This is a genomic window from Sphingobium sp. PNB, assembly GCF_019873065.1.
In the GTDB taxonomy this organism is placed as follows: Bacteria; Pseudomonadota; Alphaproteobacteria; order Sphingomonadales; family Sphingomonadaceae; genus Sphingobium; species Sphingobium fuliginis.
Map to the genome: position 1 here is coordinate 34852 of NZ_JAINEZ010000024.1, position 25998 is coordinate 60849.

A 25998-nucleotide genomic window follows, 5' to 3' on the forward strand; every position below is an offset into this window, starting at 1 on the left:
GTGTTTTCTGCATCAGAGATCATTTTTCGATCCGTCGGACGATGTGAAGCCATAAAGATAATTCCGCAAAAAAGGCAGCGGGCCGCGCCCGCCATAGGAGTGATGAGATGCCCGGTCCCCTGGATCATCTGACCGTCATTGAACTGGCGGACCAAATGCCTGTCGCCATCGCCGCCATGCTGCTGGCGGACCATGGCGCCGACGTTTTGAAGGTGGAGCCGAAAGGCGGCGCCTTCTTCGCCCACGACCTCAGCCGCAAGGCCTGGGACCGGTCGAAGCGCAGCGTCGAACTGGATGTGCGGGAAGCCGGCGGCCTCCAGGCGCTGCGCGGCCTGCTGCAAGGCGCGGACATCTTCATCCACGCGCTGGAAGAGAAGGATGCGGCCGCCCTCGGCCTCGACAGTGAAAGCCTGGGACGCGATTTCCCCGAACTGGTGGTCTGCGCGCTCACCGCTTATGGTTCGGACACGCCCTTTGCCGACCGGCCCCATGGCGAATCCCTCGCTGCCGCGCTGCTCGGGACGATGATCGACCGCTCCAGCAGCTTCCGCCCCGGCCCGGTCTATCTCGGCCATCCGGCGCTGCATTATGGGCAGGCCTTCCTCGGCGTGATCGGCGCGCTGTCGGCCATCCGCGCCCGCCGCCATATCGGCAAGGGGCAGCAGGTGGAGGCGTCGCTGCTCGACGCCATGCTGGCCCAGTCACCGATGAACAACTGGTGGCAGGAAGAGGGGATCAGCTACATCAAGGCGGGCGATTCCGGCGCGGTGGACCGTTTCGGCAAGACCCGGCTGGTGACGGGCATGTTCGAATGCGCGGACGGCCTTTATCTCCAGATGCATACCGGCGGGCAGGGCGGCTTCAAGGCGGCGATGGACGTGCTGGGCTTTGGCGACCGTATCCAGACCGTGACCGCGCCGGAAATGTCGGTGCCGCTGACCGACGAGGAATATCATATCGCCCGCGTCGAGATTTTTGACGCCTTCAAGACCCGGCCGCGCGCCGAATGGATCGCCATGTTCCAGGCGGCGGACGTGGCGGCGCTGCCGGTGCTGGAGCCCGCCGAAGTGCTGCTCGACGAACAGGTGGAGTTTGTCGGCCAGCGCATATCGATGCCGGACAAGGATTTCGGCACCATCTACCAGGCCGCGCCCGCCGTGCGCATGGCCAATGCCCCCGCCGCCGCGCCCCGTCCCGCGCCGGAAGTGGGCGCGGACAATGAAGCGCTGGCGGACCTCATCGCCCGCCGCACTGTGCTCGCTGCCGACGGCAAGCCGCTCGACCGGCCGCTGGAAGGCATCAAGGTGGTCGACTTCTCCTCCTTCTTCGCGGTCGGCTATGGCGGCCGCCTGCTGTCCGACCTTGGCGCCGACGTCATCAAGGTGGAGACCCCCGGCGGCGACCAGATGCGCCCGCTGCCCGACTGTTTCGACGCGGCGCAGCGCGGCAAGCGCGACATCGTGCTCAACCTCAAACATCCCGAAGCGCTCGAAGCGGCGCTGAAGCTGGTGGCGACGGCCGATGTCGTCACGCACAACCTTCGCCCCGGCAAGGCGGACAAGCTGGGCATCGGCTATGAGGCGCTGTCGAAGCTCAACCCGCGCCTGCTCTACGTCTATCTGCCCGGCTATGGCTCCAGGGGGCCGAAGTCGCTGCTCAAGAGCTTCGCGCCCTTGGTGTCGGGCTGGACCGGCCTGCTCTATGAGGGCGGCGGCGAAGGCAATCCGCCGACCCGCGCCGTGTTCGGGAATGAGGATTATAATAACGGCTTCCTCGGCGCGGCGGGCATCTTGATGGGCCTTGAACATCGCGCCGTCACCGGCCGGGGCGATTATATGGAAATCCCGCAACTTCATTCCAGCCTGTGGACCACGTCCGAACATTTCCTCGATGCCGACAAGAAGGTCGTCTACGGCTTCCGGCTGGACAAGGAACAAGCGGGCTTCAACGCGCTCGACCGGATTTACCGGACCGCTGACGGCTGGCTCTGCATCTCCTGCCGTTCGGACGAACGTTTCGCCGCGCTCGCCAAGGCCGTGGGGCATGAGGATTGGCTGAGCGATCCCCGCTTCGCCACGCCCCGCGACCGGTCCGCCAACGACGCGGCGCTGCTGAACGCGCTGAAGCCCTTTTTCGCGGACAAGAGCAGCGCAGACGGCCACGCCCTGCTGGAAGCGGCCGGCGCGCCGAGCGAGATCGCCCGCGAAACAAGCTGGGTCCGCGAGGCGCTCTGGCAGGATTGGGCGACGGCCAGCAACCGCGTGATCGAGAATCTCGACTCCATGTACGGCCATGTCCGCCAGTTCGGCAGCTTCATGCATTTCAGCCGCACGCCGGGCCTTGCCAAAGGCTCCGCCCCGCGCCTCGGCGAACATACGCGGCAGATATTGGGCGAGATCGGCTATTCGGATGCCGAGATCGACGCGCTGATCGACAGCGGCAAGGCGATGCAGGCTGCGGATGTGAAGGGCCGCATCCAGTCGCGCGTCTCCGCCGCCTGACACGATAAAGAGAGGAATCGCCAAGGTGCAACTCAACCTTCGCTACGACATGAACCGCCCGGATTTCGGCGCGCCGCATCCGCTGCTCTACCGCACCGCGATCGAGCAGGCGCAATGGGCCGACGGGCTTGGCTTCACCCAGGTCTTCCTGGCCGAACATCATGGCGCGGAGGGCGGCTATTGCCCGTCCTCCATGATCCAGGCCGCTTCGATCCTTGGCGCTACACAGAATATCGTCGCCCATCTTTCCGCCCTTGTGGTGACGATGCACGATCCGCTGCGCCTGGCCGAAGACCTCGCTGTACTCGACAATATCGCACCGGGCCGCATCTGGCTGACGGCGGGCATGGGCTATCGCCCGCATGAGTTCGAGATGTTCGACCGCGACATCAGCAAGCGGCTCGCCATCATGAACGAGGCGATGGCGACGCTGAAGAGTGCCTGGACCGGTGAGCCCTTCGAATTTCGCGGCCGCACCGTCCGCGTGACGCCCGCGCCCGCCACGCCGGGCGGCCCGAAAATCTACATGGGCGGCTCGACCGACAAGTCCGCGATCCGCGCGGCCAAGGGCGGCTATCAATATTTCCCCGGCCATCCGGACCTCTTCACGCTCTACAAGGAGGAGCGGGCAAAGGCAGGCTTCGGACCGCCGGAGGAGCTGCGCAAGCCCGCCGCCAGCTTCCTCTACGTCTCGGACGATCCGGATCGCGACTGGCCGCTGGTGGCGCCACATGTCGCCTATGCGACCAACACCTATGCGCAATGGGCGCAGGAACGCGGCACCGGCCAGACCCGCTACAGCGCGGCCGAGACGATCGAAGGGCTGAAGGCCATGCCCAATATCAAGCTGCTGACGCCGGACGAATGTTTCGCTTATCTCAAGGATCTGGGACGCGGCACGGCGGTCACGTTCCACGCGCTGCTGGGCGGGCTGGACCCCGAAGTCTCCTGGCGCAGCCTGCGCCTGTTCGAGAAGGAAGTGCTGCCCCGGCTCAAGGCCGAGCCGGGCCTGCTGGAAATTCCGGGAGAATGAGCATGGAAGGACAGAACCGTCGCGGCACGCTGGCCGCCATGCTGGCCGTTCCTTTCGGACTGGCTGCGGTGGGTCAGGCTTCGGCCGCGCCCGCAAAAGGGAAAGGCAAGCCGATGAGCATGGCCGAGCGTCTGGATGTGATCGAATCCAGGCAGGCGATCACCGAATTGCTCCATGCCTATGCCCGATCCAACGACCGGGCGGACGAGGCTTTGCTGCGCTCGCTCTTTTGGCCGGAATCGACGCATAAACATGGGAAGTTCGAAGGCAAATCCTCCGATTTCGTGGGTTTCGCCTTCAAGATCATCTCGGGGCTCAAATATGCCTGCCACCATATCTCGAACGTCTCGGTCGAGGTGAAGGGGGATAAGGCCTTCTCCGAATGCTATTATTTCGCGCAGCATCGCCGCGACCGCAAGGATGGCACGGGCGAGGAGGATGTCTTCTTCCAGGGCCGCTATCTCGACGATCTGGAACGGCGCAACGGTGTGTGGAAGATCATCCGCCGCCGCGGCCTGTCGGATTACACCTCGCCCGCTTTCCCGTCGGAAATCCCCTATGCGCAATGGCCGGCGGGGCAGCATAGCGAGAAATATCCGAGCGACGATTATTACAGGATGCGCCAGCAGTTCGAAGGGAGCTGATTCATGCGTGCTTTGCTGTGCGAACATCATGGGCCGCCGGAAGAACTGCATTTCGCGGATGTGCCCGCGCCGGAACCGAAGGCGGGCGAAATCCGCTTCCGGGTGAAGGCCGCCAGCGTCAATTTCCCCGACGCGCTGATGATCCGGAACCTGTACCAGAGGCAGCCGCCCTTGCCCTTCATTCCGGGCAGCGAGGCGGCGGGCATCATCGATGCATTGGGGGAGGGCGTCAGCGGCCTTCGCGTCGGGGACAGGGTGGCGACCATCCCCTTCGAAGGCGCCTTCGCTGAATTTGCGATAGCGCCTGCTTTCCGTACCGCCATGATCCCGGAGGGGATGGGGTTCGACGTGGCCGCGGGCTTCACCATGGTCTATGCGACGGCGCTCCACGGCTTGCGCCAGCGCGGCCGGTTGCAGCCGGGCGAGACGCTGCTGGTGCTGGGCGCAGCGGGCGGCGTCGGCCTCGCGGCGGTCGAGGTCGGCAAGCGGATGGGCGCGCATGTGATCGCCGCCGCCTCGACAGAGGAGAAGCTCGCCCTTGCCCGCGCCCATGGCGCTGACGAGACGGTCAACTACGCTCGGGACGATCTCAAACAGGCGGTGAAGGCCCTGACGGGCGAACGCGGCGTCGATGTGATCTTCGATCCGGTCGGCGGCGCGCTGTCGGAACCGGCCTTTCGCACCATGGGCTGGGACGGGCGCTATCTGGTCGTGGGTTTCGCGGCGGGGACGATCCCGGCAATCCCGCTCAACCTGCCGCTGGTGAAGACGGCCGCCATCATCGGCGTGACCTGGGGCGTGCACAGCCGTGTCGAACCGGACATCCATGCGGAAAATATGGCGCAGCTCTATCGCTGGTATGAGGAGGGCGGCCTGCGCCCCGAAGTCAGCAAGCGCTTCTCCTTCGAGGAAAGCCGTGAGGCGATCCGCTGGATGATGGACCGGAAGGTGCAGGGCAAGATCGTGATCGAGCTGGCGAGCTAAGCTTCCCCACAGGGCGACGTGCTCCTGCCTTTGCGGGAGTATGTCGCTTTAAGCCGCAGGCCAGTTCGCCAACGGCAGGCCCGCAATATCCGTCCGCGCCTTCACCACCACGCCGCTTGCCCGCGAGACGACGTAAAGGTCGCGCAAATCCGCTCCGCCCCAGCAGAGATTGGTGGGGCTGGAGAGCATCCTGCCTTCGGGATCATGGACAATATCCACCTTCCGCCCATCCGGCGTGATCGCAACGATCCGATTGGCGAAGGGCAGCGTCACCCAGAGATTGCCCGCCGCATCGAAAGCGATGCCGTCGCAATAACCCAGATCCGCGCGCTCAGCCGTCGCCATGGCGCGAATGTCCTTCGCCTGATGATCGGGGATCACCACGCCCAGTTGCGGCCCATAATCCTGCGGATCGATGAGAGATCCGTCCGCCTGCCTCCGCCAGCGCCTTATGCGCCCTTCAGCGGTTAGCGATGCATAAACAAAGCGTTCCTCACGATCGAGGCAGAGGCCGTTCACCCCGCGCAGATTGCGGGCCACGATGGAAGCCCTGCCATCGGCCGCGACCCTGTAGATGAAACCGGCAGGCGTGGTCGTGCCGATATTGCCGATAGGCCCCCAACTGCTGTGCGTGCAGTAAATGTCGCCATTGCGCGCCGTCGCCGGACCGTTGGAGGCGACCAACTGCCGCCCCTCCAGTTCCGACACCAGCGTCTCGACCGTTCCCGTCGCGACATCGATCCGCTGCAATGGCCCCGGCCCCTTGTTGAGCAGGCCCATATTGGCGACGATGACGCGGCCCTCCCGGTCGACCGCCACGCCATTGGGCGCCAGCGCCTTGCCGATCTGGCGCAGCGTTCCGTCCCGCTCCAGCACGCCGATGGCCCCACCCCCATTGGAGATGAACAGGCGCCCATCGGGGCTGCTCGCTATGCCTTCGGGCGCGTCCAGACTGCCGCGCACGAGTGTGAAATCGTTGAGAGCGAGAGGTTTTAGAGGTAGGGCTCGTCCAATTCCTGTTGATGGCACGCAACTGGTGAGAGCCATGCTTGCCCCACCCAATAATATCTCGCGACGCCCGAGAGCGAGTTTGGACAAGCCATCAGCCCGAACGGGGGTGAGGGAAGCTTGTTTCACCATGCTCTCCTCACCCAATGGGCGCAAAGCCGGCGATCTTGTGATCCCCCGCCTGCACGGGCTGGAACCTCAACCGCATCCCGCAGCGCGGTTCCACGCCCTCAGCGCCAACCAGCAGCCCCGGCACCCGCACGCCCGGCGCATCGTCCGGCTCGAACAGAACGACGGTGAAGGGCACCTCCGCCTTATGATCGCCCGGCAGCAGGCTGCGTATCACGGTGGTGAAGGTGTAAGCGCTGCCCTCCGGCGAAACCGGCCGCCATTCCAGCACGGCGTCGGGCTTTCCGGGAATGACCTCGGGCGGATACCATATCCATTCCCCCGTCCCGGCGTCGGCGGTGATGCGCAGTTCCCCCGCTTCCAGCCCGTCATAATAGCCCTGGAACAGCGGGTCTTCGATCTTGGGAGGATGTATCGGAATGCCCATGGATCAGCTCCGCGCCAATATGGTGGTGGAATGATTGTTGCCGCCAAGCCCCGCGATGGCGCAGAGCTTCGCGTCCGGCACCTGCCGCTCGCCCTCTCGCCCGCGCAACTGCCGCACGGCCTCGATCAGCAGGTTCATGCCCGGCACATAGCCGCCCGACATATGCCCGCCGCTGGTGTTGATCGGCATCCGCCCGCCCGGCATCCCATGCCCCGCCGCATAGAAGCGTGGCCCGTCGCCCCGCTCGCACAGGCCCAGCATCTCCGTCTGCACCAGCGCGGAGATGGTGAAGCCGTCATAAATCTGCGCGAGGTCTAGATCCTTGGGATCGCAGCCCGCCATGGCATAAGCGAGCTTCGCGGAAACCTCGCCGGGAAAGTCATAGGTGCAGGGCGTCTGGGTGAACAGCACCCCCTGCGGCCAGTTGTTGAAGCCCAGCCCCAGCCCCTGCACGCTCACAACCGGATGCGGCATGTCCCGCGCTTCCTCAATGGCGCTCACCACATAGGCGCCGCCGCCATCGGTGGTGAGGCAGCAATCCGCCGCCCGCAAAGGCGTCGAGATCATGGGCGACTGGCGATAGGCTTCGAGGTCCATCGGATCACGCCGCTGCGCGCTCGGCGTCAGCACCGCCCAGGCGCGATAGGTCATGGGGATGGATGCCTGCTCCTCCTCCGTCATGCCATATTCATGGGCATAGCGGTTAGCCATGGTCGCGAAATAAGTGGGCTGGCCAAAGAAGCCGACCGGCATTTCGATCCCGGCCTTCTGCGGCTCCCGCGCATGGAAGCCATAGACGCCGCCCGGCTTGGTCGACTGGATCGCATAGGGCACCAGCACATGCCGGGCCAAACCCGCCTCGATCGCCATCTGCGCCAGTTGCAGAGCCTGCCCCGATGTCGCCGTGCCGCCCACGCTGTCGGTGGTGGCGCAAAAGCGCTTCTCGCCAGCCCCGATCGCAAAGGCGACCTCGTCCGACCCATGCCCCGCATATTTGTTGGAGATATAGCCGTCTATGTCCTTCGGCGTCAGGCCCGCATCGGCAATCGCCGCCAGGCTGGCGCGGGTCATCATCTTCATGACCCCTTCCTCGCCTTTGCGCAGGAAGGGGGTTTCACCGACCCCGGTGATGGCGATACGGTTGCCTCCAAGGCCCTTCTGAAGCGTCATGCGTCCTTGAACCCCTTGCCCTGCGCCACCAGCCGCTCGATCAGCGGGGAGGGGCTGAACGCTTCGCCATGCGCGGCCTCCAGCGCCTTCAGTTTTTCGAGAACGACCGGCAGACCCTGCAAATCAGCCCAGAACATCGGCCCGCCACGATATTTCGGCCAGCCATAACCCGTGATCCAGACAATATCGATGTCCGACGCCCGCGATGCGATGCCTTCGTCCAGAATCCGCGCCCCCTCATTCACCATGGCGAACAGGATACGGTCGTGGATTTCCTCGTCGCTCACTGCGCGTCGGACGATGCCCTGTTTCGCGGCGAAATCCTCGATGACCTGCATAGCGACGGTGGAGGGCGTCTGCCTGCGGTTCTCGTCATAATCATAATAGCCGCCCTTCGTCTTCTGCCCATGGCGGCCCATCTCGTTGAGGATTTCCCGCACATTGGCGGAACTGGTCGCCTCCCGGTTCCAGCCGACATCCAGCCCCACCAGATCGCGCATCTGGAAATGCCCCATGGCAAAGCCGAAGTCATAGAGCACCTTGTCGACCGCCCAGGGCGTCGCGCCTTCCAACACCAACCGATCCGCCTGAGTGTTGCGCGCAGCCAATATGCGGTTGCCCACAAAGCCGAAGCCATTGCCCACCAGCACGCCGATCTTCCCGATGGTCTTGGCGAGCTTCATCGCGGTCACGATGATCTCGGGCCTGGTGTCCTTGGTGCGAACGACCTCCAGCAGCTTCATCACATTGGCGGGTGAGAAGAAGTGCAGCCCGACCACGCTCTCCGGCCGGGACGTAGCGGCGGCGATGTCGTCAATGTCGAGATAGCTGGTGTTGGTGGCCAGAATCGCGCCCAGCCTGGCGATCCTGTCGAGCTTGGCGAACACCTCGCGCTTGACCTCCAGATTCTCGAACACCGCCTCGATGATCAGGTCGCAGTCGGCCAGATCCTCCATCGCCACCGATCCGGTCAGCAGGCCCATGCGGGTGTCGACATCCTCAGGCTTCATCTTGCCCTTCTTCGCGGTGGTTTCATAATTGCCGCGAATGATCTTTAGGCCGCGGTCGAGCGCTTCCTGCTTCGCCTCGACGATGGTCACGGGGATGCCGACATTGGCGAAGTTCATCGCAATGCCGCCGCCCATGGTGCCCGCGCCGATCACGCCGACCTTGGCGATGGGCAGGGTCGGCGTGTCGGCGGCAAGCCCCACGATCTTGGCCGCCTGCCGCTCCGCGAAAAAGACATGGCGCTGGGCGGCGGACTGGCTGTCGGCCTGAAGCTCGTTGAACAGTTCGCGCTCATAGGCCATGCCTTCGTCAAAGGGCTTCTCCAGCGCGGCCTCGATGCAGCGGATGATATGCTCCGGCGCCTTGAAGCCCCGGAATTTCTTCGCATTGGCCTTGCGGAAGTCCGCGAAGATTTCCGGCTTGCCGCGCGCTTCGTCCAGTTTCTCGCTGCGGTCGCGGACCTTGAGCAGCGGGCGCCCCTCGTCCAGAACGCGCTGGGCGAAGCCGATGGCGTCGGCGCGCAGACTGCCCTCCGCCGCCAGTTCATCGACCAGCCCCATCTCCTTCGCGGCCTTTGCACCGACGGGAGCGCCGGACGTGATGAGGTCCAGCGCCTTTTCCACCCCGACAATGCGCGGCAGACGCTGCGTGCCGCCAGCACCGGGCAGCAGGCCCAGATTGACCTCCGGCAACCCGCATTTGGCCGAAGGCACGGCGATGCGATAATGCGCCACCAGCGCCAGCTCCAGCCCGCCGCCCAGCGCCGTGCCATGGATCGCGGCGATCACCGGTTTGGTCGCATTCTCCACGATCAGTTGCAGGTTGCGCAGCGAGGGTTCGACCTGCGGCTTGCCGAATTCGGTGATGTCCGCCCCGGCGAAGAAGGTGCGCCCCTCGCAGATCAGCACCATGGCGCCCACGCCACTATCCCCGATGGCTGTCTGCACCGCGCCCGCGACGCCCTGCCGCACGGCGTTGGAGAGCGCGTTCACCGGCGGCGAATTGACCGTGATGACCGCGATGGGACCGTCCACCTCATAGGTGACGACGTCATTGACCTTCATTCAAGCCTCTATGTGTCTGGGCGCCCGGCTTGCCTGCGGCTTGCGCAGCCAGCACTTCACGAGCGCGTTGGCGGAAATAATGTTGAAGACCTTCGATCTCTGCGTCGGTCAGTTCCTCGAAGCGCGGCATGCCCCGCTCACGCAAAATGCCCTTGTGCAGCACCTCCTCGAAACTGCCCTTGTCGATCGGCACGCCCGATTGCAGCAGGTCAGGGGCTGCGCCGCCCGACACGGCATTGGCGCCATGGCAGATGGAACAACGCTGACCGAACACGCCCGCGCCGATGACGGCCTTGGCGGGATCGACGGCGAAATCCGGCATGTCGATCACCGGCGTTTCCACCGGCTGCACTGGCGGCAGGCTGGCCTTGCCATCGAGCGAGAAGGTCAGGACGCGCCATTGCTGCGTGCGATAATTCCAATCCCGCCCCATGCCGGTGGCGCTGGGGAAGCGGGAACCGGCGATCACCGTCACATATTGCCGCCCACGCGCTCTGTAGGTGATCGGCTGCGCCATCACCGCCGTCTGCGCGTCGAAGGACCAGAGCGGCCTGCCGCTGTTCGCCGCATAGGCGACGAACCTGCCCGCCGCATTGCCCTGGAACAGCAGATTGCCCGCCGTCGTCGCGGTGCCGCCGCCGCCTCTGATGCCGGGCATGGGCACGCGCCATGCCTCGCTCTGCGTCACCGGATTCCAGGCCAGCAGGAAGCTGGTCGCGGGCCGGTCCGGCGCCACGCCCGCAGGCGGCGCGCCCGTGCCGACACTGATCCGCTGGCCGTCCAGATGCTTCCAGCCCTGCAACGGCTCGGCCGGATCGATATAGACCCGCCCCTGATCCATGGTCGGGATGTAGACCAGCCCCGTCCCCGGATTGAACGACATCGCCTCGATATTATGCGCGCCGAAGGGGGAGGGATAGACGATGGCCGGTTTCCCGCCGGGATAGCGCGCCGCCGGATTCTCGACCGGCCGCCCGCTCCTGATGTCGATGCCGCTCGCCCAGTTGACCGGCACGATATTGTGGGCGGAGATCAGCTTTCCCGTCTCCCGGTCGATCACATAGAAGAAGCCGTTCTTCGGCGCGTGCATCAGCACGTCGCGCTCTTTTCCGCCGATCTTGAGCCGGGCCAGCTCGATGTCCATCGCGCTGTTGAAGTCCCATGTCTCGCCGGGATTGGTCTGATAGTGCCAGACATAGTCGCCCGTATCCGCGTCCAGCGCGACGATGGAGCAGAGGAAGAGATTATCCCCGCCGCCCGGCGAGCGGATCTTCTGATTCCACGGAGAACCATTGCCGACCCCGATATAGATGCGGTTATATTTGGGGTCGTAGGCCATGGCGTTCCACGCCGTCCCGCCACCGCCATATTTCCACCACTGGCCGGTCCATGTCTTGGCGGCCATGGCCATCGCCTTGTTCTCGAACCCCAGCTTCGGATCGCCCGGCACGGTATGGAAGCGCCAGAGCTGCTTCCCCGTCTTCTGGTCATAGGCGGTCACATAGCCCCGGATCGGCGCGAAGTCCGCTCCGCCATGGCCGATGATGACCTTCCCCTTGAACACCCAGGGCGCGCCGGTGACGTAACGCTCGTCATCCTTGCCGATGGTCTGCGCGGTCCAGACGGGATGGCCGGAGCGGGCGTTGATCGCGATCAGCCGCCCGTCGATTGTCCCGGTGAAGACCATGCCATTATCATAGGCGATGCCGCGAATGCCCCAGGCGGCGCGCATCTTCTGCCCAGCGACCTTCCAGCTTTGCGGGTCGTAGGTCCACAGTTCGCGCCCGGTCGAGGCATCCAGCGCATGAATGACGCTATAGCCCGAGGCGTAATAGAGGATGCCGTCCACCGCGATGGGCGCGGAAAGGCTCGACCCGCCACCGCCAATGTCATGATACCAGGCGAGCTTCAGCTTGCCGACATTGCCGTCGTTGATCTCGGTAAGCGGACTATAGTGGTTCTCATCGATCCCGCCATAGCCCGGCCAATCGCTCCCATCGCGCCTCGCCTCGCCCGAAGGCGCGCAGGCAGCCAGCAACAGCAGCAGGGGCAGAAGGAAGCGCATGAAACTCAACCCCCGATGGTGCGGTCGGAAGGCCAGAAGCGCTGGCGCAGCGCCTTCTTGTTGACCTTGCCCATGACGGTGCGGCCGATGTCGTCGACCATCTCATAGCCGCGCGGGCATTTATACCCGGCCAGATTCGCCCGGCAAAAGGCGTTGAGTTCCTCAGCCGTCGGCGGATCGCCCGCATCCTTCGGAATGACCAGCGCCCGCGCTTCCTCGCCCATTTCGGCATTGGGCGCGGCCACCACCGCGACGTCCGCGACCTTGGGATGGCGCAGCAGCACATGCTCGGATTCAGCGGGATAGATATTCACCCCACCGCTCACGATCATGTCGGACACCCGGTCGGTGATGAAGAGATAGCCCTCCTCATCGACATAGCCCATCTCGCCCAGCGTGAAGACGCCCGGCGCGATATGCGCGGCGGCGGTCTTCTCCGGATCGCCGCGATAGACGATGCCGTAACCGCTGGTGTCGCGGAAATAGACCTGCCCGACCTCATTGGGACCGAGTATCCGCCCATCCTCGCCATAAATAACCGTCTCGAATGGCGCGAGCGCCCTGCCGACGGAGCCCGGCCGCTCCAGCCATTCCTGCGAGGTGATGAAGGTGGTCGACCCCGCTTCGGTCCCGCCATAGGCCTCCACCAGCACCGGCCCGAACCAGTCGATCATCGCCTGCTTGACGGCACGCGGACAGGCGGCGCCGGTATGGGCAAGCCGCTGGATGCTCGACACATCATATTTCGCCCGCACCTCTTCCGGCAGCGCCAGCATCCGCTGGAAATGGGTCGGCACCATCACGGAGCCTTTGACCTTATATTTCTCGATCAGCGCCAGCGTCCTTTCCGCATCGAAATGCTCGACCGTGATGAGGCTCATCCCGCCAAAGACGTTGCGCGCCATGCCCAGCGGCCCGGTATGATAAAGCGGCCCCACCGCTATGCCCGGCGAGGGCGTGATCTTCGGCCGGATCGCTTCGGCCAGGGCCTTCACGGTCGCGACGCGAGGGAAATATTGCGGCGGCGTCTCGGTCGCCTTGGGCCGTCCGGTCGTGCCGGAGGTATAGTGAAGGTGCGGCAGCGGCGGCACATCATGGTCCGGCTCTTGCGCCGAAGCCGCCGCCAGCCACTCCTCCCAATGGATGACGCCTTCCCGCTCCGGACAGCGCCAGCCGATCACGGTCCCGACGCCCGCTTCCCCCGCGGCGGCAAGTCCCGCCTCCATCGTCTCCGGCCCGACGAGCAGCGCCACCGCGCCGCTGTCCTTCAAAATATAGGCCGCCTCCGAAGGCGTCAGGTGAAAGCTCACCGGCACGCTGGAAATGCCCGCCTCCAGACAGGCGACATAGGCGATCACCGTCTCCGCGCTGTTGGGCGCGAAAACCGCCACCCGCCGTTCGGTGAGGTCCAGCCCGTTCAGCGCATTGGCCGCCCGGTTGAGCAGGTCGTCCAACTGGTGCCAGTCATAGGTCACCCGCTCGTCGGCAAGGGCAAGCTGGTCGCGGCGCGCGGGATCGACCCCGCCGATGGTCAAAGACATCAGACGTCCTTTCGGGAAGCAATGGCCGGCGCGAGGTATCTCAGCGCCATGCGGAAGGAGATGAGGGCAAGGATGGAACTGACCGTGACCACGACCGCCAGCGACCGGCCCAGCGCTCCCTCGTCATGGAACACATATTGGGTCAGCGCCGCGACGATGGCGGGCCCAGCGCCCTGGCCCAATATGGTGAAGACGAACAGGAAGGACGCCAGCATCCGCGACCGGATCGTCGCCGGCGCGATCAGCCCCATGACCGAGGAAACATAGACCATGAAAGGCACGGTGATGAACTGCGCCACGCAATAGCAGGCGAGGAACACATAGGGGTTCGTCGCGAAGAACATGTAGGCGATCACCGGCAGGAAACCGAGGATCAGCCAGCCGTAGAAGCGCAGATGCGCGTCCTTCATCCCCCGCGCGAACAGCTTGTCCACGATCCACCCGTTCACCACCAGCGACACGGCGGACACGATGTTCATCAGGCTCAGCGCAAAGCCATATTGCACCGGCTTCCACCCGAAATGCCGCTCGATATAGGCGGGCACCCAGTTGGTCATGGAATAGCCGCACATGGCGAGGGCGGACGTGCCAACCAGCATCAGCGCCAGCAGCTTCCAGTTCTGCGTGACGAAGGCCTTTATCAGCCCCTTCTGCTCCCCGTTCGCGGCAGCACCGGGCGTCCGGCGGCGGCCCGGATCGGGGAAGGTGAACAGCAGCAGCGCGAGCAATATGCCCGGCACGCCGACCATCATCATGACCAACTGCCAGGGCTGGGCGGGGCCATGGAAGGGAATATGGATGCCGCTATGCGCCGTCGCAAAGGCGATGGCGACGCCGCCCAAGGCAAAGGCGGTGGCCGATCCCACCTTGCCCGCCGTCTGGAAGGTCGACGTCGCCCGCGTCAACAGGTGCGAAGGAAAGGCGTCGGCAATCAGCGAATAGGCGGCGGGCAGCAATGCCGCCTCCCCGATCCCGACGAAGATGCGCCCGATCAGCAGCGCCTCATAGCTTTGCGCAAAGCCGCAGGCCGTGGTCGCGACGCCCCATATCACCACGCCGCCGAAGATGATCCAGCGCCGCGAAAAGCGATCCGCCGCCCAACCCAAGGGCAGGCCGAAAATCGCATAGAAGATCGCGAAGGAGGTCGAGGTGATCATGCTGATCTGCACATCGGACAGCAGCAGATGCGCCTTGATCGGCGTCACCAGCATCGACACGATCAGCCGGTCGACCCAGCTCAGCACATAGAGCCCGAACAGAACCGCCACCATCCACCAGGCGCTGCCAAGGCCCGGATTGGTCCGGCTGTCATTCTGGTTCCGGGCGCTCATCAGCATGATCCTCGCCTTTCCGCTCAAAATCTTCAGCGCACCGGCAGTTCGTTCAGTTCAGCGATCTTGAGCTTGCCAAGCTGCGCCATATGCACCTCGTCCGGACCGTCCGCGAAGCGCAGGTAGCGTGCATTCATGAAGGCTGCGGCGGGCGGGAAATCGCTCGACATGCCGATGCCGCCGAACACCTGCATCGCCCGGTCGGCAACGGTCTGGGTCATGCGCGGCGCGACGATCTTGATCGCGGCGATCAAGTCCTTGGCGACCTTGTTGCCATAGCGGTCCATCGCATCGGCAGCCTTCAGCGTCAGCAGGCGCGCCTGCTCGATCTCGCAGAAGGAGAGGGCGATGTCCTGCCGGATGCTCCCCTGATCGGCCAGCTTGCGCCCGAAGGCGACGCGGTTCTCCACCCGTCGCGCCATATATTCCAGCGCCCGCTGCGCCTGCCCGATCAGGCGCATGCAATGATGGATGCGCCCCGGCCCCAGGCGGCCCTGCGCGATCTCGAACCCGCGCCCTTCGCCCAGGATCAGATTGGCCTTGGGCACGCGCACATCCTTGAAGACCATTTCCGCATGGCCGCCGGGTGAATGGACCGCGTTCATGACGTCGAGTGGCCGGACGATCTCTATGCCGGGCGTGCCGGCCGGGATCAGAATCTGCGAATGCTGCCTGTGGCGGGCCCCGTCATTGGGCGTCTTGCCGAGCAGGATAAACACCTTCGTATGGGGATCGAGCGCCCCCGAAATCCACCATTTGCGGCCGTTGATGACATAATCGTCGCCGTCCGCGATGATGGTGGTGGCGACATTGGTGGCGTCCGAGGAAGCGACCTCCGGCTCCGTCATCACATAGGAGGAGCGGATCGTGCCATCCAGCAGCGGCTTCAGCCACTTCTCCTGCTGCTCCGGCGTGCCATAGCGCGCCAACACCTCCATATTGCCCGTGTCCGGCGCGGAGCAGTTGAAATATTCCGACGACCCGATCACCCGGCCCATAATCTCGGCCAGCGGCGCATATTCCAGATTGGTGAGGCCGGGGCTCCATTCGCCATATTCATGCGGCAGGAACAGATTCCACAGCCCCGCTTCCTTCGCCTTCGCCTTGATCTCCTCCGTCCCCGGCCAGCGCTTCCACAGGTTCGCGGGGTCATGGTGAAAATGGTCGCGCTCCTTCTCGATCGGATAGACATGGGCGTCCATGAAATCGATGAGCCGCGCTTGCAGCGCCTTCACCTTGTCGGAATATTCGAAATCCATCGCTTGATCCTTCTCGGATAAATTCAGCTAAGGGTGAGGCCGCCGTCCACGACCAGCGTCTGCCCGCAAATGTAACCGGCGAGGGGAGAGGCCAGGAACAGCGCCACCCCCGCCATTTCCTCCACCGCCCCGAAGCGGCCCATCGGAATCTTGGCCAGTGCGCGCGCGCGCCGCTCGTCATTGTCCATCGTCACCTTGGTCATCTTGGTGTCGACCAGGCTGGGCGCGATACCGTTGACGCGGATGCCGTCGCCCGCCCAGGCAATCGCCAGCGCCCGCACCAGATTGACCGCCCCCGCCTTCGAAGCCGCATAGGCCGGATTGCCGAACGTCGCCTTGAACGCACCGATGGAGCTGACGACGATGATCGTCCCTTTGGCGGCGGCCAGCGCTTCGCGGCACAGGTTGGAGATATGCAGGATGGAGTCGAGATTGACCGCCATCACCTTGTTCCAGCCCTCGGCCTCAAACTCCTGCCGCCGGTAGAGCACCGTGCCCTGCGAATGGATCAGCACGTCGAGCTTGTCGAACGGCACTGGCGTCGCCGCGATCGTCGCCGCGTCGCTGACATCGACCTGCGTATAGCCGACGCCCTCAAGGTCCGATCCTTCCTCGCCCGCATAGTCCGCCGCGCTCGCCCGCGTGCCCCAGACATGGACCTGCGCGCCCCGCTGGCGGAAGGCCTGCGCCATGCCGTTGCCGATGCCGCTCGATCCGCCGACCACCAGCACCGTCTTCCCGGTGAAGTCGAGTTCGTTGGTCAAAGGAAATTCCCTCTCATGCATGTCAGCGGATCAGCGCCTCAGCGCGTTCGAACAGATGGATGGCGCGGCTATGCAGCCTGTCGCCGGTCTCGCGCGGCGCCTTCCCGGCGCAGGCGCGGGCATGGGTGCCCTCCAGCAATATGCCGAGCTTGTAGCAGGCCAGCACATGATACCAGTCGACCGCAGACAGATCGCGCGCCGACCCTTCGGCATAGCGCGTCACCAGTTCCCCGGCGCTCGGAAAACCGTCCCACGGCCTGACCGATACGGTGCTTTCCGACTTCCCGTCCGGCCAAGTGGCCAGCACCCAACCCAGGTCCAGCAGCGGATCGCCAATGGTCGCCAGTTCCCAGTCGATGATCGCCGCCAGTTCCGGCCCATCCTTGCGATACATCACATTGGCCAGATGATAGTCGCCATGCATGATGCCGGGCGTGAACCGGTCCGGACGGTGCCGTTCCAGCCAATCCCCGACCGCGCCGACGGACGGCAGCGCTTGCGGCCCCGTCCACCCGTCAAACTCGCCATAGCCCGCAAGTTGCGACCGCCAGCGATCCACCTGCCGCCCGAGGAAATTCTCCGGCTTTCCGAAATCGCTCAATCCCAGCGCCTGATGGTCCTGCGCGCCCAGCGCCGCGATCCCGTCCACCAGCGCCAGCCCCATGGCATGGCGCATCGCGGGCGAACCGGCATGCGGTTCCGGCAATTGCCCGACCGGATTGAAGCCGTCCACCGGCTCCATCAGGTAAAAGGCGACGCCCATCACGCTCTCATCGCCGCAATCCGCGATCAGCCCCGGATGCGGCACGTCCGTCCCGGCCAAAGCGCGCAGCAGCCGCGCCTCCCGCCGCATCGTCTCATTGCTGTTCGGGCGGGGATGCGCAGGGGGGCGGCGGAACACATAGTCGCGCCCGTCGCGGCTGAAGCGCAGCAGGATATTCTGTGTCCCTCCCGCGAGCGGCGTCACGTCGGTCAGCGGGCCGGAGCCAAGTCCCCGGTCCGTCATCCACGCCGCCAGCGACTCGATGTCGACCGTCGGTCCCGATGCTGATTCCACGGACGATTTCACTAGGGCATCCCTCGCTTTTCTCGACTGTTCGACCGTCGATTAGATCAATTGGATAATGCACTTGACGAACGCACTTGGCAATGAGAAAAATGCACACATGGTCAGACTTCAACTTGCCAGGGCCGATGATGCCGCTCGCAGCGCCGCTGCCGGGCAGATCAAGAAAGTCGCGTTGCGCCTGTTCGCGGAACGGGGCGTCGACGGCGTCACCGTGCGGGAGATCGCGGCGGCGGCCGGGCAGAAGAATCATGGTGCGGTCGGCTATTATTTCGGGTCGAAGGAAGCACTGGTGCGGGCCATCGTCATGGACGGCGCGGTGGCGCTGGATCGCGAACGCAATGCCGCGCTGGACTTGCTGGAGGAGCAGGGCGGCCCCCGCACCATCCGGCAGGTGGTGAACATCCTGATAGAGCCGGTGCTGGGCCTGTCGGACGATCATTATGTCCAGTTCATCGTGATCTTCGCCATGACGCACAGGGACATGATGCTGGACGCGATCGATCCGGCATGGAACCGCGCCTATGGCCGCTGTCTCGACCATCTGCGCCGGCTGATGCCCCATCTGCCGCCCGCGCTTCAGAACCAGCGCTTCGTCTTCATGGGCGCCTATATCAGCGCCGTGCTTTCCGCGCGGCAGCGCGCCCTGGCCGACCGCAGCCGTGCGCATCCCATGTGGGGCAGCGAATCCAGCCTCGAACATTTCATGCAGTCGCTGGTCGCCCTGCTGGATGCGCAGGCCGATCTTCCGAAGGACATGCTGGCACGGATCGGTGGAGCAGGGGCCGCGATCCCGGAGCCGCCGGGGCCGGTCGGCTGAGAAGGGCGCAAGGACAAGATGATGGAGAGGATGATGACAGGCAGGGACGGGATGAGCGGACAGGCGGCGGCATTGCTGGACACGCCCTTGGCCGACCTGCTCGCCGCCGCCTCCGCGCTGCGCGATGAGGGCCATGGCCGGGTGCAGAGCTGGTCGCGCAAGGTCTTCATTCCGCTGACCCAGCTTTGCCGCAATCTCTGTCATTATTGCACCTTCTCGCAGCCGCCCCGGCCCGGCGAGAACGCCTATATGACCCGCGATCAAGTGCTGGCGGTCGCCCGCGCGGGCAAGGCGGCGGGCTGCACCGAGGCGCTGTTCACGCTGGGCGACAAGCCGGAATTGCGCTTCGCCGCGGCGCGGGAGGAACTGGTGCGGCTGGGCCATGCGAGCACCATTTCCTACCTCATCGAAATGGCCGCGCTGGTGCGGGATGAAACCGGCCTGCTGCCGCATATCAACGCCGGGGTGATGACCCGTGAGGAAATGGCTGCGCTCCGCCGCGTATCCGTGTCGCAAGGCCTGATGCTGGAGTCCGTTTCCGACCGCCTCTGCCGGAAAGGCGGCGCGCATTATCGCTCGCCCGACAAGGAACCGGCGGCGCGGCTGGAGACGATCCGGCTGGCGGGCGAACTGCGCATCCCCTTCACCACCGGCATATTGATCGGCATCGGTGAAACCCGCGCCGAACGGATCGAAGCGCTCGAAGCGATCCGCGACCTGCACCAGCGCTACGGCCATATCCAGGAAGTCATCGTCCAGAATTTCCGCGCCAAGGAACGCACGGTGATGGCCCATGCGCCCGAACCGGACATGGACGAACTGCTCTGGACCATCGCCGCCGCCCGCATCGTCCTTGGGCCGGATATGAACATCCAAGCGCCGCCGAACCTGTCGGCCGCCGATTTTCCGCGCCTGCTGTCGGCGGGGATCAACGATTGGGGAGGGGTCTCGCCAGTCACGCCCGACCATGTGAACCCCGAAGCGCCCTGGCCCGAAGTCGAGCGCCTGCGCATGGCGACCGAAGGGGAGGGTCGGATGCTCGTGGCCCGCCTGCCGGTCTATCCCGCCTATGCGCAGGACAATGCGCGCTGGCAGGACAAGGCGATGGTGCGCCATATTCTCGCCCATGCCGATGCGGAGGGCTTCGCCCGCGAGGACAAATGGTCCCCCGGCATAGCGCTGGAGCCCCGCATCACGCGCCCCTCGACCCTGCCGGTCGATCCCGGGATCGCCGCCATCGTCGACCGCGCCATGACGGGCGCGCTGCTGGATGAAGAGGAGATCGCGACCCTCTTCTCCGCCCGCGAAACCGACCTTGAACATATTTGCGACAGCGCCGACGCCTTGCGCGAACAGGTGATGGGCGACGCCGTCACCTATGTCGTGAACCGCAACATCAACTATACCAATATCTGCCTTTATAAATGCAGCTTCTGCGCCTTTTCCAAGGGCGACAAGGCGGAGCAACTGCGCGGCAAGCCCTATGATCTCGATCTTGAGGAAGTCGTCCGCCGCACCCGGGAGGCATGGGATCGCGGTGGCACGGAAGTCTGCCTGCAAGGCGGCATCCACCCCCATTATACCGGCGAGACCTATATCAATCTCGCCAAAGCCGTCCGCGCCGCCGTGCCGGAGATGCACATCCACGCCTTCTCGCCTCTGGAGGTATCGCAAGGCGCGGCGACATTGGGCCTGACGGTCGAACAATTCCTCACCCGCTTGAAGGAGGCGGGTCTCGACACGCTCCCCGGCACGGCCGCGGAGATATTGGACGATGAGATCCGCGCCATCATCTGCCCCGACAAGCTCGACACCGATCAATGGTTGGACGTCATCGAAACCGCGCACAGGGTCGGTTTCCGCACCACCGCCACCATCATGTTCGGCCATGTCGACACGCCCCGCCATTGGGCGCGCCATTTGATCCGCATCCGCGACCTGCAACGCCGCACCGGCGGCTTCACCGAATTCGTGCCGCTGCCCTTCGTCCATATGGAAGCGCCCATGGGCCTGCGCGGCGAGGCTCGCCACGGCCCGACCTTCCGCGAAGTCCGCCTGATGCACGCCGTCGCCCGCCTCGCGCTGCACCCGCATATCCGTTCGATCCAGACGAGCTGGGTCAAGCTGGGCGAGGAGGGGGTGAAGGCCTGCCTCACCTCCGGCGCGAACGATCTGGGCGGCACGCTGATGAACGAGAGCATCTCCCGCGCAGCAGGAACGCAGCATGGCCAGGAAATGCCCCCCGCCGCAATGGAGGCGCTGATCCGCTCGCTCGGCCGCACCCCGCGCCAGCGCAGCACCGCCTATGGCGCGGTCGCGCAGCATATTCACGACCGCGGCATGGATGCCGCGCAACTCACGCCCATGATCCTCACGCCTCCGCGCAGGCGTCGAAAAGAACAGGAGAGTTTAGCCTATGCAGAATGAAGCTCTGGCGAGCATCGCCGTCCTCGGCGGCACCGGCAAGGAAGGCGGCGGCCTCGCGCTCCGCTGGGCGCATAAGGGCCATAAAGTCATCATCGGCAGCCGCACCGCCGAGCGCGCGCAGGAAGCCGCCGCCCAGATGAACGAAGTTCTGGGGCAGGGCGCCGTCACCGGCGCCGCCAACCCGGACGCCGCCGCGCAGGCCGACATCGTCGTCCTCGCGGTTCCCTATGCTGCGCAGCAATCGACGGTGAAGGATGTCGAACCGGCGCTGGCAGGCAAGATATTGATCGACGTGACCGTGCCTCTGGTCCCGCCCAAGGTCAGCCGCGTGCAACTGCCCGAAGGCGGCTCCGCCGTCGAAGCCGTCCAGAAAATGCTGGGCGAAGGAGTCCGCGTCGTCTCCGCCTTCCAGAATATCAGCGCCCATCACCTGACCAGGCTGGACGAGGAAATCGAATGCGACGTCCTGGTCTGCGCTGACGACAGCGAAGCCGCCGACACGGTGGTCGCGCTGGCGCAGGAGATCGGCCTGCGCGCCTGGAATGCAGGCCCGCTCTGCAATTCGGTCGTGGCGGAGGGGCTCACCTCCGTCCTGATCGCCCTCAACCGCAAATATAAAGTCCCCGGCTCCGGCATCCGCATCACCGGCGTCTAAACAGGAGAAGATTGATGGCAGAAGCCTATATCGCCGCCGTCGCCCGCAGCGCTGGCGGCAAGCGGGGCGGCCGCCTCGCCGCCGTCCACCCCGCCGATCTCGCAGGCAAAGTCCTTGCAGGGCTGGTCGAGCGCTCCGGCATCGATCCCTCCGCCGTAGAGGATGTCATCATGGGCTGCGCCTGCCCCGGCGGCGAGCAGGGCGCGAACATCGCCCGCAACGCCGTGCTGGCGTCAGGCCTCCCCGAATCCGTCCCCGGCACCCATGTCGACCGCCAATGCGGCTCCTCGCAACAGGCGCTGCACTTCGCCGCCGCGACGGTGATGTCCGGCGTACAGGATGTGGTGATCGCCGCCGGCGTCGAAAGCATGACCCGCGTGCCCATGGGCCTGCCCTGGACGCTGCCCGCCAAGCACGGCTTCGGCTCCTATCGCAGCCCCGGCATCGAGGCGCGCTACCCGAACCAGCCCTTCAGCCAGTTTGGCGGCGCGGAGATGCTGGCGAAGAAATATGGCCTGACCCGCGACGTGCTGGACGCCTATTCGCTCGAAAGCCATCTCCGCGCCGCCGCCGCGACGCAGGCGGGCAAGTTCGATGCGGAGATCATTCCCCTCGAAGTCGTCACCCCGGAAGGCGAAACGGTCGTCCACAAGGTCGACGAAGGCATACGCTTCGACGCCAGCCTGGACAGGATCGCCAGTGTCAAGCTGTTGGCCGAAGGTGGCGTGATCTCCGCCGCCAGCGCCAGCCAGATCTGCGACGGCGCCGCCGCGCTGCTCGTGGTCAACGAAGCGGGCCTCAAGGCGCACGGCCTGACGCCGCTGGCCCGCGTGCACCAGATGACGGTGCTCGGCCACGATCCCGTCATCATGCTGGAAGCGCCCATTCCCGCGACCGAAAAGGCGCTTGCCCGGGCGGGGATGAAGCTTTCCGACATCGATCTTTATGAGGTCAACGAAGCCTTCGCCCCGGTGCCGCTCGCCTGGACGCAAGTGCTGGACGCCGATCCCGCCCGGCTCAATGTCCATGGCGGCGCGATCGCGCTTGGTCATCCGCTGGGCGGATCGGGCGCCAAGCTGATGGCGACGCTGGTCAGCGCCCTCCACGACCGGCGCGCCCGCTATGGGCTGCAAACCATGTGCGAAGCAGGTGGCATGGCCAATGTGACCATAGTGGAAAGGCTCTGACGAGGGGGCACGACGGAGTGCGGGCGCCCTCCCGCACTCAAAATGCTGAACCGCGAGAGAAAGGCCCCGCATGGCGATGATCGCCAATGCGGTGAACCGAGGCTGTGCGTCGAAACGCTCCGGGAACCAGACGCACGGTTAAGCCGTTCATCTTCCAGAAAGAAATGGAGAGGGCAGATGGACGACGCTCTGAAGCCTGATGCCATGTTCGGCATTTTGTTCGGCCTGTTGGTTTCAATCGAAATATGGTGCTTCGCCGCACTCGTGATCAAGGCGGTCGAGTGACGCCGGATTGAAGCGGCGATCCCCACAAAGGTGGTGGTGAGCCCTGCTGGACTATTAACCACTTTAAAAATCTGTTAGGGAAATCAAAATCCTGTTGAAAAACGGGCTTATAGATGATCCTACTGTGAGACAAAGTGTGAGACAATCGGCAGATAAGGAAGAGCTTTTGGCGGCGGCGGTGCGTTATGTCAGAGAGCGCAAGGGCGTCTTTCAGTATGAGCGGCGTGTTCCGGAACGGGTAAAGCGTCAGCCCGCTCTCTATGCCTTCCATTTCAACTCTCAGCCCTTGTTCCGGGTGTCGTTGAGGACAAAGGATCAGGGGGAAATGCATGAGGCCGCTAAAGCTACTCACGCCGATTTTGAACGGCGTATCGCCTCAACTTCCATCGGGATTCCACAAAAAGCAAAAGCATCGGTTTTCGCTGAACAATCTTTGCTTCGCACAGTCACTCAGGCCGATCTTAATGAACTTGCCGATCTTTACAGAAAGCTCAAGGCGGACCCGTTCGAAAAAGCCTACATGAGAGCCGATGCCAGTTCAGCGGACGCCGAAGAATATAATCGGATGGTGTATGAGATTGAGCTTTTCGCCGACGACATCAACAAAGCTTTGGAAGCAAGAGGGCAGGGCGACGGCACCTTTGAAACTCCGGTAGAGACTGCGCTTTGGGTTGTCGAAAATCGGCGGTGGAATGCGCCAGTCGGATCAGACGAATTTGCTGCGGTCGTTGGTGCTATTCGTGCCGGTACGCAGCGAGGCTATGACGATATTCAGGCATTAATAGAAGGTAGGGTCACGCCCCGCCTTACCAAGCGGGGCCAACCTGTTGAGGATGCCGTTCCGACCCTTGGTGAAGCCGTCAATCGCTATATGGAATATCGAAACCTAACTAGCAGGACTGCAACAGAAGTCCGCTCATCACTGATCCTTTTCGAACGGATCATAGGGAATAAGAGGCTTGATGCGCTCACCCGCAAGGATTTTCAGGGTTATGCTGAACATCTTGCAAAACAGGTTATCGGAGGCAAAACCGCTGGAAGCGTGTCTCGCCCGGCGAGCGCTGCGACAGTTAAAAAGCGGATCGGATTGCTTCGGACTGTTATCAATCACGCGATCCATCGAGACTGGTTTTCTGGCCCCAACCCTGCTGCTGATATAAGGGTTGACGCTTATGTAGCCCGCCCCAATCGTGCCCTCATGCCTGAAAAGCGCCGACTGACGGTCGATGAAATGAATCTCATTTTTCAGCATCCATGGTTTACGGGCTGCGCTTCTAAGACGCAGACGCATATTTCGGGTTCATATCGGTTGAAGGGAGCCGAATATTGGGTGCCAGTGGTCGCCGCATTAACCGGATGCAGGGCAAGCGAGCTAGGCGGCCTTATGACCTCTGAGGTCATGATAGATGATGTTTTTCCACATTTGATTATTCGAGATAATGTCCATCGGCGCACGAAGGGCGGCTATTCGCGTAAGGTGCCCATTCTTGACGCGCTCATGTCACTAGGCTTTCGGGAATATGTTTCTAAGGTTAGAGAAGCAGGCGCGGATAGGTTGTTTCCCGACTGGTTAAGTACAAAAGGAAAAAGCACTAATCGGAATGACGATAAGGCTTGGTCCAACGGGAAGATAATCCGAGCCTTTAATAGGACGGTCATTCCAAATATGTTGGAAGGGCGGTTACTGGTCGGGGCGCGTCAAGAGGTTACTTTCCACTCCCTGCGAGGCGCGTTTAAGGCGATGTTAGCTGGCGCAGATTATAAGCTTCATCCAAACATCGTGAATGAGGTCGTTGGTCATTCGAAGTCAGAATTGGATACTCGATATATTGGAGAAATACCAATAGAGGAAACCTATCCTGCCATTAGAGGATGTGTTTACAAAGGGTTGGTTATTCCGATCCTTTGACACAGAAGGTTTCAAAAATCACATTTCCATGTGAATTTTGAAAGAAATATCCATGATTCCTGATCAGACAGTCATAATCCCGTCCTATATTCCTCTTTTTCTATTATCTTTACCCGGATTATAAATACATTTCCTTTCTCAGATTGATGTATGTTTAAAAGCTATAGATTCATTTCATATTTCAGATAACATAATTGTAAATATACCTAAACGTTCTGTATAAGAATCTAAAATAAGAAAAAATAGAAATAACAATCATAGAGAGATGTTATCTATAACTTGTTACGTTTTTATTTTTAATATCTGCAACGAGCATACAAAGACAACATACAAAGCAATCTTATTAAGAAGCGTTGCGCCATGGTATTTGGTCACTACCCCAAATGGACGCCTGTATCGGCTATACATTTGGAGAAACAGATTGCTTGCTACCCACCCTGCCGTTGATGACGCCTCACCCGTCACGCATGATGGTGATATTGATGCGGAGGCATTAGCAAATGCCCGCTATTTAGCGCTTTCCAGCACGCCTTCATCCCCTGCCATGATTGCGCTGGTAGACACTCTCTACCTTGAAGTTCACGCCCTCGCCTGCGGCAAAAACCAGTCAAGCAAGCTTCGGCAGGCCGTTGGTGGTGACCTGACCCCCTGATTTCCACCAGCGCGGATTAGAGGCTGGCAGCTTTGTTGCGCATGAGCGCGGGTTGAGCAATGGCCTGCG

At 63.3% G+C, this 25998-nt stretch carries 20 protein-coding genes; 10 read left to right on the forward strand and 10 right to left on the reverse strand.

Features of this window, described 5'->3' with window-relative positions:
• Nucleotides 1-107: 107 nt before the first annotated feature.
• The 4 genes from K7W03_RS10550 to K7W03_RS10565 are packed head-to-tail and all read left to right on the forward strand — an operon-like array spanning nucleotide 108 to nucleotide 5162.
• Nucleotides 108-2501 (forward strand): CaiB/BaiF CoA-transferase family protein, encoded by a 2394-nt coding sequence (locus K7W03_RS10550; protein WP_222886269.1) that lies wholly within the window; start codon nucleotides 108-110, stop codon nucleotides 2499-2501.
• Between the two features lie 25 nt (nucleotides 2502-2526).
• Nucleotides 2527-3534 (forward strand): LLM class flavin-dependent oxidoreductase, encoded by a 1008-nt coding sequence (locus K7W03_RS10555; protein ID WP_319024306.1) that lies wholly within the window; start codon nucleotides 2527-2529, stop codon nucleotides 3532-3534.
• Nucleotides 3535-3536: 2 nt separating this feature from the next.
• Nucleotides 3537-4178: a nuclear transport factor 2 family protein gene (locus K7W03_RS10560; protein WP_222886270.1), complete on the forward strand. Its 642-nt coding sequence runs from the start codon at nucleotides 3537-3539 to the stop codon at nucleotides 4176-4178.
• 3 nt (nucleotides 4179-4181) lie between these two features.
• A complete protein-coding gene (locus tag K7W03_RS10565) occupies nucleotides 4182-5162 on the forward strand; it encodes an NADPH:quinone oxidoreductase family protein (protein ID WP_226870037.1) in 981 nt (326 codons plus the stop codon).
• A 48-nt stretch (nucleotides 5163-5210) separates the two neighbouring features.
• On the opposite strand, the gene K7W03_RS10570 is transcribed toward K7W03_RS10565, so the two are convergent.
• From K7W03_RS10570 to K7W03_RS10615, 10 genes are all read right to left on the reverse strand, one after another.
• Entirely contained in the window at nucleotides 5211-6125 is a 915-nt protein-coding gene (locus K7W03_RS10570) for an SMP-30/gluconolactonase/LRE family protein (protein ID WP_319024307.1), read from the reverse strand.
• A gap of 184 nt (nucleotides 6126-6309) precedes the next feature.
• Complete coding sequence (locus K7W03_RS10575; RefSeq protein WP_222886272.1) at nucleotides 6310-6726, reverse strand: Zn-ribbon domain-containing OB-fold protein; 417 nt, start codon at nucleotides 6724-6726, stop codon at nucleotides 6310-6312.
• 3 nt (nucleotides 6727-6729) lie between these two features.
• On the reverse strand, nucleotides 6730-7896 hold the full coding sequence (locus K7W03_RS10580) for a thiolase family protein (RefSeq protein ID WP_222886273.1): 1167 nt from the start codon (nucleotides 7894-7896) through the stop codon (nucleotides 6730-6732).
• The gene (locus tag K7W03_RS10585; protein ID WP_222886274.1) at nucleotides 7893-9968 is read right to left on the reverse strand and encodes a 3-hydroxyacyl-CoA dehydrogenase NAD-binding domain-containing protein; all 2076 of its coding nucleotides are present in this window, start codon (nucleotides 9966-9968) and stop codon (nucleotides 7893-7895) included. Before K7W03_RS10585 ends, K7W03_RS10580 begins: the two co-directional genes overlap by 4 nt.
• Entirely contained in the window at nucleotides 9955-12033 is a 2079-nt protein-coding gene (locus tag K7W03_RS10590) for a PQQ-dependent dehydrogenase, methanol/ethanol family (RefSeq protein WP_222886275.1), read from the reverse strand. Before K7W03_RS10590 ends, K7W03_RS10585 begins: the two co-directional genes overlap by 14 nt.
• Before the next feature lie 5 nt (nucleotides 12034-12038).
• The gene (locus K7W03_RS10595; protein WP_222886276.1) at nucleotides 12039-13574 is read right to left on the reverse strand and encodes an AMP-binding protein; all 1536 of its coding nucleotides are present in this window, start codon (nucleotides 13572-13574) and stop codon (nucleotides 12039-12041) included.
• Complete coding sequence (locus K7W03_RS10600) at nucleotides 13574-14905, reverse strand: MFS transporter (RefSeq protein ID WP_222886277.1); 1332 nt, start codon at nucleotides 14903-14905, stop codon at nucleotides 13574-13576. Before K7W03_RS10600 ends, K7W03_RS10595 begins: the two co-directional genes overlap by 1 nt.
• 32 nt (nucleotides 14906-14937) lie before the next feature.
• On the reverse strand, nucleotides 14938-16164 hold the full coding sequence (locus K7W03_RS10605) for an acyl-CoA dehydrogenase family protein (protein WP_222886278.1): 1227 nt from the start codon (nucleotides 16162-16164) through the stop codon (nucleotides 14938-14940).
• 23 nt (nucleotides 16165-16187) lie between these two features.
• Nucleotides 16188-16928 carry an SDR family NAD(P)-dependent oxidoreductase gene (locus tag K7W03_RS10610; RefSeq protein ID WP_222886279.1) on the reverse strand — a complete coding sequence of 247 codons (741 nt, stop codon included), beginning with the start codon at nucleotides 16926-16928 and terminating at the stop codon, nucleotides 16188-16190.
• A gap of 22 nt (nucleotides 16929-16950) precedes the next feature.
• The gene (locus tag K7W03_RS10615; RefSeq protein ID WP_222886280.1) at nucleotides 16951-17985 is read right to left on the reverse strand and encodes a phosphotransferase family protein; all 1035 of its coding nucleotides are present in this window, start codon (nucleotides 17983-17985) and stop codon (nucleotides 16951-16953) included.
• A 109-nt stretch (nucleotides 17986-18094) separates the two neighbouring features.
• Here K7W03_RS10615 and K7W03_RS10620 point away from each other — a divergent pair, with 109 nt between their 5' ends.
• From K7W03_RS10620 to K7W03_RS10645, 6 genes are all read left to right on the forward strand, one after another.
• On the forward strand, nucleotides 18095-18814 hold the full coding sequence (locus K7W03_RS10620; RefSeq protein WP_222886281.1) for a TetR/AcrR family transcriptional regulator: 720 nt from the start codon (nucleotides 18095-18097) through the stop codon (nucleotides 18812-18814).
• A 33-nt stretch (nucleotides 18815-18847) separates the two neighbouring features.
• Complete coding sequence (cofH, locus tag K7W03_RS10625; RefSeq protein WP_226870040.1) at nucleotides 18848-21241, forward strand: 5-amino-6-(D-ribitylamino)uracil--L-tyrosine 4-hydroxyphenyl transferase CofH; 2394 nt, start codon at nucleotides 18848-18850, stop codon at nucleotides 21239-21241.
• Nucleotides 21231-21896, forward strand: a complete 666-nt coding sequence (gene npdG / locus K7W03_RS10630) for an NADPH-dependent F420 reductase (protein ID WP_222886283.1) — start codon at nucleotides 21231-21233, stop codon at nucleotides 21894-21896. The genes cofH and npdG overlap by 11 nt, the downstream gene beginning before the upstream one ends.
• 14 nt (nucleotides 21897-21910) lie before the next feature.
• Nucleotides 21911-23083: an acetyl-CoA C-acetyltransferase gene (locus K7W03_RS10635; RefSeq protein WP_222886284.1), complete on the forward strand. Its 1173-nt coding sequence runs from the start codon at nucleotides 21911-21913 to the stop codon at nucleotides 23081-23083.
• A 421-nt stretch (nucleotides 23084-23504) separates the two neighbouring features.
• On the forward strand, nucleotides 23505-25277 hold the full coding sequence (locus tag K7W03_RS28225) for a tyrosine-type recombinase/integrase (protein ID WP_222886285.1): 1773 nt from the start codon (nucleotides 23505-23507) through the stop codon (nucleotides 25275-25277).
• Nucleotides 25278-25698: 421 nt separating this feature from the next.
• On the forward strand, nucleotides 25699-25929 hold the full coding sequence (locus K7W03_RS10645; RefSeq protein ID WP_222886286.1) for a hypothetical protein: 231 nt from the start codon (nucleotides 25699-25701) through the stop codon (nucleotides 25927-25929).
• Nucleotides 25930-25998: the final 69 nt, after the last annotated feature.